Annotated in this window: 5 protein-coding genes; all 5 read right to left on the reverse strand. The window is 69.0% G+C overall.

All coding sequences use genetic code 11. The features are described from left to right. Positions 1–14: 14 nt before the first annotated feature. On the reverse strand, positions 15–890 hold the full coding sequence (locus tag ACFVQZ_RS01620; protein WP_383618757.1) for a carbohydrate ABC transporter permease: 876 nt from the start codon (positions 888–890) through the stop codon (positions 15–17). A 15-nt stretch (positions 891–905) separates the two neighbouring features. Beyond that, positions 906–1,865, reverse strand: a complete 960-nt coding sequence (locus tag ACFVQZ_RS01625) for a carbohydrate ABC transporter permease (RefSeq protein ID WP_383618759.1) — start codon at positions 1,863–1,865, stop codon at positions 906–908. A 129-nt stretch (positions 1,866–1,994) separates the two neighbouring features. Next, positions 1,995–3,413: an ABC transporter substrate-binding protein gene (locus ACFVQZ_RS01630; protein WP_383618761.1), complete on the reverse strand. Its 1,419-nt coding sequence runs from the start codon at positions 3,411–3,413 to the stop codon at positions 1,995–1,997. A gap of 640 nt (positions 3,414–4,053) precedes the next feature. Then, the gene (locus ACFVQZ_RS01635; protein ID WP_383618763.1) at positions 4,054–4,650 is read right to left on the reverse strand and encodes a DUF1349 domain-containing protein; all 597 of its coding nucleotides are present in this window, start codon (positions 4,648–4,650) and stop codon (positions 4,054–4,056) included. Between the two features lie 166 nt (positions 4,651–4,816). Further along, a partial coding sequence (locus ACFVQZ_RS01640) for a CARDB domain-containing protein (protein ID WP_383618765.1) occupies positions 4,817–7,734 on the reverse strand: 2,918 nt, incomplete at its 5' end.

The raw sequence follows: 7,734 nt of genomic DNA on the forward strand, positions 1-7,734 counted from the left end.
GGGGCGGGGGCTGGTCAGCCCTTGAGGCCGCCGGCGGTGAGGCCGCTCATGATGTTGCGCTGGAAGACCAGGAAGATCAGCAGCGTGGGGATGGAGGCGATGGTCAGGGCGGCGATCAGGACGTTGACCGGGACGCCGTTGGAGAGGGAGTAGATGCCGACGTTGAGGGTCTGCTTCGACGGGTCGGGCAGGGTGAGCATCGGCCAGAGGAAGTCCTTCCAGACACCGACGACCGCGAAGATCGAGACCACGCCGAGGATCGGGCGGGAGATCGGCAGGACGATCGACCACAGGACCCGCAGGGGCGAGGCCCCGTCCATCGACGCGGCGTCGAGGAGTTCCTTGGGAATGGAGTCGAAGAAGCGCTTCAGCAGGAAGATGTTGAAGGCGTTGGTGACGGCCGGCAGCCAGATCGCCCAGGGGCTGTTCAGCAGGTTGCGTTCGATGACCGGCACGTCGAGCACGGTCAGGTACTGCGGCACGACGAGGACGGTCGCCGGGATCATCAGCGTGGCCAGCATCATGCCGAGGATCGCCTTGCCGAGGACGGGCCGCAGCTTCGACAGCGAGTAGGCGGCGGCGACGTCGAGGACCAGCTGGAAGGCGAGTGCGCCGAAGGCGTAGTAGAGGGTGTTGAAGAGGAGGGTGGCGAGGTCCATGACCTCCCAGGCCCGTGTGTAGTTCTCCGGCTCGAAGGTGCCGGGGACCAGGGTGGGCGGGGTCTGGATGACTTCCTGGGCGTCCTTGAAGCCGCTGGAGACGAGCCAGTACAGGGGGCCCAGGAAGACCAGGGTGAACAGCAGGGTGACGGCGGCGAGGACGGCCCAGTAGAGGGCCTTGCCGCGGGGCCTGGCGAGGACGGCCGGCGAGATGAGCGTGCGTGTGGACATGGCTGGTCTCCGCTCCTACTCGTCCTCGGCGCGGCTGAGCCTGACGTACACCGCCGAGAAGCCGGCGAGCAGGACGAGCAGGAGCAGGCCGAGCGCCGCCGCGGCACCGTAGTTGTTGAAGTTGAAGGCGTATTGGTAGATGAGGTAGACGACGGTGGTCGTGGAGCCCTCCGGGCCGGCGCCGCCGGTGAGCAGGAACGGTTCGACGAAGACCTGCATCGTGGCGATGACCTGCATGAGCGCCATCAGCGACAGGATGAGACGGGTCTGCGGGATCGTGACGTGCCAGATCTTGCGGAGCAGGCCGGCGCCGTCGAGCTCGGCGGCCTCGTACAGCTCGCCGGGTATGGACTGGAGCGCGGCGAGGTAGATCAGGGTGGCGCCGCCCATGTTCATCCACGTGGAGGCGATGACGACGGCGAGCATGGAGATGTCCGGGTCCTGGAGCCACTGCTGCTCGGGCAGGCCGATCGAGGTGAACAGCTCGTTGAGGAGGCCGTAGCCGGGGTCGTACAGGTACTTGAAGAGCAGGACCGAGGCGACCGGCGGCAGCATGACGGGCAGGTAGACGAGCAGCCGGAGGTAGCCCTGGCCGTGGTGGAACTCGTTGATGACCACCGCGACGAGGAAGGGCACCGCGAAGCCGAGCAGCAGGGCGAGGAGGGTGAAGAGCGCGGTGTTGCCCCAGGCCTGCCAGAAAGCCGGGTCGTTGACGACCGTCACGAGGTTGTCGAGGCCGACCCAGGTCGTGCGACCGCCTTCGGTCTTCTGGAAGGCGAGGAAGAACTCCCGGACCATCGGGTACCAGGAGAAGACGCCGAAGCAGAGGACCGCGCCGATGAGGAACCCGTGGGCGGTCACGTTGCGCCGCAGGGCACGGGCGAAGCCGCCGGAGGCGGGTGCGGGTCGCGTCCCCCGCGGTGGGGCGGGGCGGGCGGGATCCGCCTTGCTCGGGGTCAGGCTGGGGGCCGACATCGTCGCTCCTCGGTACTGTCTGCCGGTTCTGGAGCCCGGTCGAACGGGCTGATGGGGCGGGGCGGGCCCGGAATCTCCGGTCGGCCCCTCGGGGTGGAGGCGGGCGGTCCGCCGCCCCCACCCGTCCGGTCACTGGTTCGCGAGGACCTGGTTGACCTGCGCCTCGGCGGTGGAGAGGAGCTTTTCGATGTCGGCGTCCTTGTTGGTGAGGATGCCGGACATGACGTTGTCGAGGATCTTGTAGACCTCCTGCGCCTTGGGCGGCTCGGCCTTGCCGGCGACCGGGTTGTCCATGAAGCTCTTGAAGTTCTCGACCGGCATGGTGGCGTGCTCCACGCGGGCGGCGTCGTCCTTCGTCTTGGACTCGTTCAGCCAGAAGTTGGGCTGCGGAATGCCGACCGGGAGGCCGTCGGCCTTGGTGCGGGCCCAGTCGAACTGGCCCTTGCCCACGGTGAGGTTCTTGAAGTTGAGCCAGGCGACCGCGGCCTTGATCTTGTCGGGCGAGATGCCCTTCTTGACCATGTAGTTGTTGCCGCCGGCGAGGGTGTTCTTGCCGCCGGGGATCGGCCCCATGCCGAAGTTCTCGTACTTCGCGCCCAACTGCTGGACCATGTAGGCGATGTCGTCGGGGGCGGCGAGGAACATGCCGAGCTTGTCGGTGGCGATCTGCTTCTGGAGGTCGCCCCACTTGAGCAGCTGGGTCTTGCCCATGCTGTCGTCCTCCCAGCGCATGGCGTGGAGGTTCCTCGCGACCTGCTTGCCGATCTCGTCGTTGAAGGCGGCCTTGGTGCCGCTCGCGTCGACGACGTCGCCGCCGAGGCTGTACATCTGGGCGGTGAAGTGCCAGCCGCCGGTGTTGCCGGCGGAGTACTCGCCGAAGCCGGCGACACCGTTGCCGAGGCCGGCGATCCTCTTGGCGGCGGCGCGGACCTCCTCCCAGGTGCGCGGCGGCGTGTCGGGGTTCAGGCCGGCGTCCTTGAAGAGCTTGCGGTTGATCAGCAGGCCCATCGTGTAGTTGCTGGTGGGCAGGCCGTACAGCTTGCCGTCCTGCTTGAGGGAGTTCAGGACGTTCGGATCGATGTCCTTGAGCGCCGGGACGGTCTTCGGGGTGACGTAGGCGCTGATGTCGGCTGCGCCGTCCTCGGCGAGGACCTGCGGCAGGTCGGTGAAGTAGGTGTAGAAGACGTCCGGCTGCGACTTGGCCTTGAGCATCGCGGTGAAGCGCGGGGGCTCCAGGCACTGGCCGGGGGTGGAGCGGCCCTCGATGGTGACGCCGGGGTACGTCTTGTTGAACTCGGCGACGTCCTCCTTCCACTCCTTGAGCTCGGCCGCCTTCGCCGCGGGCGGCATGCAGTCGATCGTGAGCGTCACCTTGGTCTTCGGGTCCAGCGGCAGCGTGGGATCCGAGGAACCGCTCTGCTGCGTTCCACCGCCGCTGTCGTCGTTGCTGCTGCTCGTGCCGCAGGCGGCGAGCGCGGTCAGCGACAGGGCGGAGACGAGGGTGATCGCGGCGGCACGGCGGCTGCGACGGAGCCGGGCACTTCTCATGAGTGGACCCCTTCGGGCATGAGCGAGGAGCGGTACGTGAACGTGAGGTCACCCCAGCGCCGTTGGCATCGCGGGGTGCGGCACACTCAACCACCACCAACAAGTGAACGCAAGATCTCGCGTTCGTTTCGTAATTGCACGACAGGACCGCGCATTCGCGTGGTGACCTGAGCGCAGAGTCGCGACATCGGAAGGAAGGCGGAGTCACCGGAGGCGGTCTCTCCCGATCCCGCCCCGGGGAACCTGCCTATCGAGCGTCAGGGCTCCCCCACCGGCTGGAATTCGCAGGCAGTTCCCCAGGAAACCCTTTCGAGGAGACCCGCCCTTGCGCACAGGTCTGCCGCCGCGCCGCCCCACGGCATGCGGTGTACACCTGGGGCGGTACGCGCGTCTCGCGGGCGGTGCGCACGGGAGTGGCCGGAGGCTGTACGCACTGCCGCCGTGCCGGGCCGTCTCGCGAGACCGCCCCCGGCTGTCGGCCTGTTCGCCGTCACACGGCGCCGGAAGACGGAGGAAGCCTGCGAAGGCTCCCCCGGCGGGAACCTCTGCCCGCGTCGGCCGTCTCCCTCTTCTTTCCTCGCCCTTCGTCCGAGCCCCCTCGCCCCTCCGGGTCGGCGCCCGACGGCACGCGGACGGGCCGCTACGGAGTCTCGTGCAGGCCGGTGTCGGCCGGACCGAAGGCGAACCGCGTGAAGCGGACCCGCAACCCCTCCCGCTGCGGCGAGCAGCAGAAGGGTCCCGCCGTCGCGATCGCGTCCGGCCGCATGTGCGCGAGGCGGATCATCCGCCAAGGGCCTTCGCCGGCGCGGGCGCGGATGGTGAGCGCGTCTCCGGAGCGGCTGACCCGCACCGTGACCGGCTTGCCCGCCCACTCGGGGACGGGGGCCAGCGACCAGTCGGAGGTGTCGTGCGTGACGACCGCGCCGAGGTGCGGCACGCCGTCCGTCGCCTCCACGCCCGCTTTCACCCAGGTTCGCTCGTCGACGCGGACCATGGCGCCCGCCTGGTCGTACAGGGTGGTCAGATCGGCTTGGAACGTCACTTCGACCGCGTTGCCCACGGGGAGGGGAGCGAGCAGGGCGTGCCCGCTGTCCCGGACGAACCCGTAGCCGGTACGGCGCCAGAAATCACTTTCACAGGCTGTGCTCACCACCAGGTCCCCTCCCTCCGGTTCCGCGCTCGGCGGAGGGTTGAGCCACGTGGCGTCGCTCCACGGAAACGGTTCGGTGCCGGTCATGACCGTCATTCTCCCTGATGCGTGGGGCGGAGTGCGCGGCACGCGGGCGCCGTCGGAGAATGCGTGTCAGGCGCGCCGTCCGCGCTCCGGTACGGGGCCGGCGCGGTACCCCTCGGGGGAGGTTCCGCGCCGGCGGGTGTCTCCGGCAGACGCCGGAGGGAGGGGGCTACGGGTTGATGTTGATCTTGAAGGTGGGGGTGGTGTTGCGGATGTCGACGGCGTTGCCGCTCATCCGCAGTCCGTTGAAGGTGACCTCGCCGACGGCCGGACCCTGGCCCGACTCGGGCATCTCGTTGGCCCAGAGGCCGAAGCCGGACTTGGCGTCCCAGGCGTCGCCGCTCTTGCGGGCACCGGTGACGGAGATGTCGGTGAGGACGGTGTCCGTGATCGGGAACTGCGGCTGCCCGCCGACGTAGTTCGTCTGGAACATGATGCCGCTGTAGGTGGGGTCGACGATGTCGACGTGGTTCACCCGGATGCCCTGGAACACCTTGGAGGCGGAGAAGAGCCACATGCCGGGGAAGGTCTGGTTCCCCCAGAAGTGGCCGCCGGAGCGGACGATCGAGATGTCCTCCAGCGTCGTCGGCTCGGTTCCGAAGCCGTTCATCGCGTAGCCGAAGTCCAGCGAGGAGATCGTGACGCCGGAGTAGACGAGGGTGTCGGCGATGTGGATGTTGCGGAAGGTGTTGCTGTAACCGCCGTAGACGGCCACGCCCGCCGCCCGCCAGGTCAGCGTGCTGGTCAGGTTCTCGTAGACGTTGTTCTTCATGTCGGCGCCGCCGGCGTCGATCGCGGAGAACAGCGCGAAGCTGTCGTCACCGGTCGCCCGGGCGTCGTTGTTGACGACGTGGTTGTCCGTGGAACCGTTGGTCATGTTGATGCCGTCGGCGAACATGTTCCGGATCCGGGAGTTCTTGATCGTGATCCGGTCGGTGTTGGCGCCCCAGTAGAGGCACACCATGTGCTCGGTCCAGATGTCGTCGATCTCCATGTCGGTGACGTTGGCGAAGTCGAAGACCTTGCCGGGACCGTCGATGCGCGAGGTGTAGTTGCCGAAGTAGGCGAAGCCGCGGAAGGACGAGCCCTTGGCCGCCGCCTCGGCGCGGAAGCCCACGTCGGTGTTGTTCTGCGCGGCCGGCGCGTGGAACTTCGTGTACCAGGGGCCGGCGCCCACGACCTGGACCGGCTTGCCGTAGACCTGGAACTTGCTCGACGTCTGGTAGTCGCCGGGCGGCAGGTAGACGCCGACGAGTCTGCCGGTGGAGTCCATGCGGACTCTGTCGAGCGCGTTCTGGACGTCCTGGTGGCCGAAGCCGGCGGGGACGGCGTACGCGGCCGGGTCGGGGTTGGCGACCGGGGCGACCTGCTCCAGGTTGACGAAGTCGATCGCGTAGTTCGCCGCGGTGTTCGCGGCGTCCTTCTGGAGCCGGATCCTGCTGCCCGCCGGGACGGTCTCGCCGAGCATCAGGTGCGCCTCGTCGTAGATGTGGCGCGGTCCGCCGGCCGACGGAGCGTTCTCGGGGGCGGTCTCGGCGCCGTACAGCCACGCGTACTTCGAGGTCACCGGCAGGGCCTTCCTGAACACGCCGTCGACGTACACGTTGATCGTCGAGTCGGTGCCGCCCCCGCCCGGGGCGTCCGGGATCGAGAAGCGGGTGACCAGGGTGTTGGTGGAGGTCCGGGTGGTGAACTCGACGTACTCGCCGGTCGCGTCGAGGTTCACCGCCTTGCGGCCGGACGCCTCGCCCGCGATGTCGCCCACCGTGCGGTTGGGTCCGACGACGGTCGCTCCGCCGCCCGGGGTGCCGTCCTCCGCCTCGTACATGTCGTACGGCATGTTCGCGCCGCGCCCGACGAACAGGGCCTGGGAGGCGGTGTTGTTGGCGCGTTTGACCGGCAGTTCGCCGGCGTCGTCGGCGAGGACCGTGCGGACGGTGTACGAGCCGTCGGCGGCGGTCCAGGAGCCGAGGGTGACCTCGGTCGAGGCGCCGGCGGCGAGGCTGCCGCTGTAGGAGCCGGTCAGGGTCTTGACGGTGGCGCCCTGTTTGTCGACCAGGTTCAGGGTGACGACGTGGCTTCCCGACGAGGTGGCCTGGTTGCCCTGGTTCTTCACGGTCGCCTTGAAGGAGACGATGTCCCCGGCGGAAGGGCTGGACGGGGTGGTCGTGACCGAGGCGGTGACCACGTCGGGGCTGGTGACCGCCTTGACCACCAGCGGGGTGGGGCTGGTGTGGGTGTTGTTCGTCTCGTTCTGCTCGACGACCGCGTTCGCCTCGTCCGCGACCGCGCTCAGCTCGTACGAGCCGGCCTCCCGCGCTCCGATGGAGGCGCTGACGGTGGTCTGCGCACCGGCCGCAAGGGCGCCGACCTGGGCGGTGGCGACCTTGGTGCCGCCGAGGCGCAGGGCGACGGCGCTGGCGGGGGCGGCGGCCGGGCCGCTGTTGCAGACCGTGGCGCCGACCGTGATCGTGTCCGACTCGACCGGGGCGGCCGGCGTCGTGGTCAGGCCGGTCACCTCCAGGTCCGGATTGGGTGCGGGCACTCCCATGACCTGGAACTCCGCGAGCTGACCCGCCGGGGAACCGGAGTTGGCGGTGAACCTCAGCTGCACGTCGGCGACGCGGGCGGTGACCGGGACGGTCACCGTGTTGCCGCCGGCCGGGTCGAAGGTGTAGCTCTTCGCGGCGACCAGGCTGGTGAAGCCCGCCGCGTGCTGCTCGCGGCCGAGGACCTCGACAGTCTGGTTGCGCGCGCCCCATGCGGTGTCGGGATTGAGTTTCAGGACGAGGCGGTCGAGGTCGGCGTTGGCGCCGAGCTTGACGGTGAGGGTGTTCGGGTAGCTGCCGCCGGCGCCCTCCCAGTAGGTGGCGGTGTTGTTGTCGTTGGCGTTCGCCGCGACGAAGCTGTGGACCGTGGAGGAGGCGCTGATCGCCTTGCCGACGGCCAGGTTGGATCCGGCGGAACCGCTGCCGTTGCGGGTGACGGAGTTGCTGTCGGCGGACTGGTTGCCGGCCGCGTCCCTGGCCCGCACGCGGTACGTGACCGTCTGGCCGGCCGGGCGGCTGTCGGTGTACGTGGTGACGT

The organism is Streptomyces sp. NPDC057854 (genome assembly GCF_042797055.1).
Taxonomy (GTDB): Bacteria; Actinomycetota; Actinomycetes; order Streptomycetales; family Streptomycetaceae; genus Streptomyces.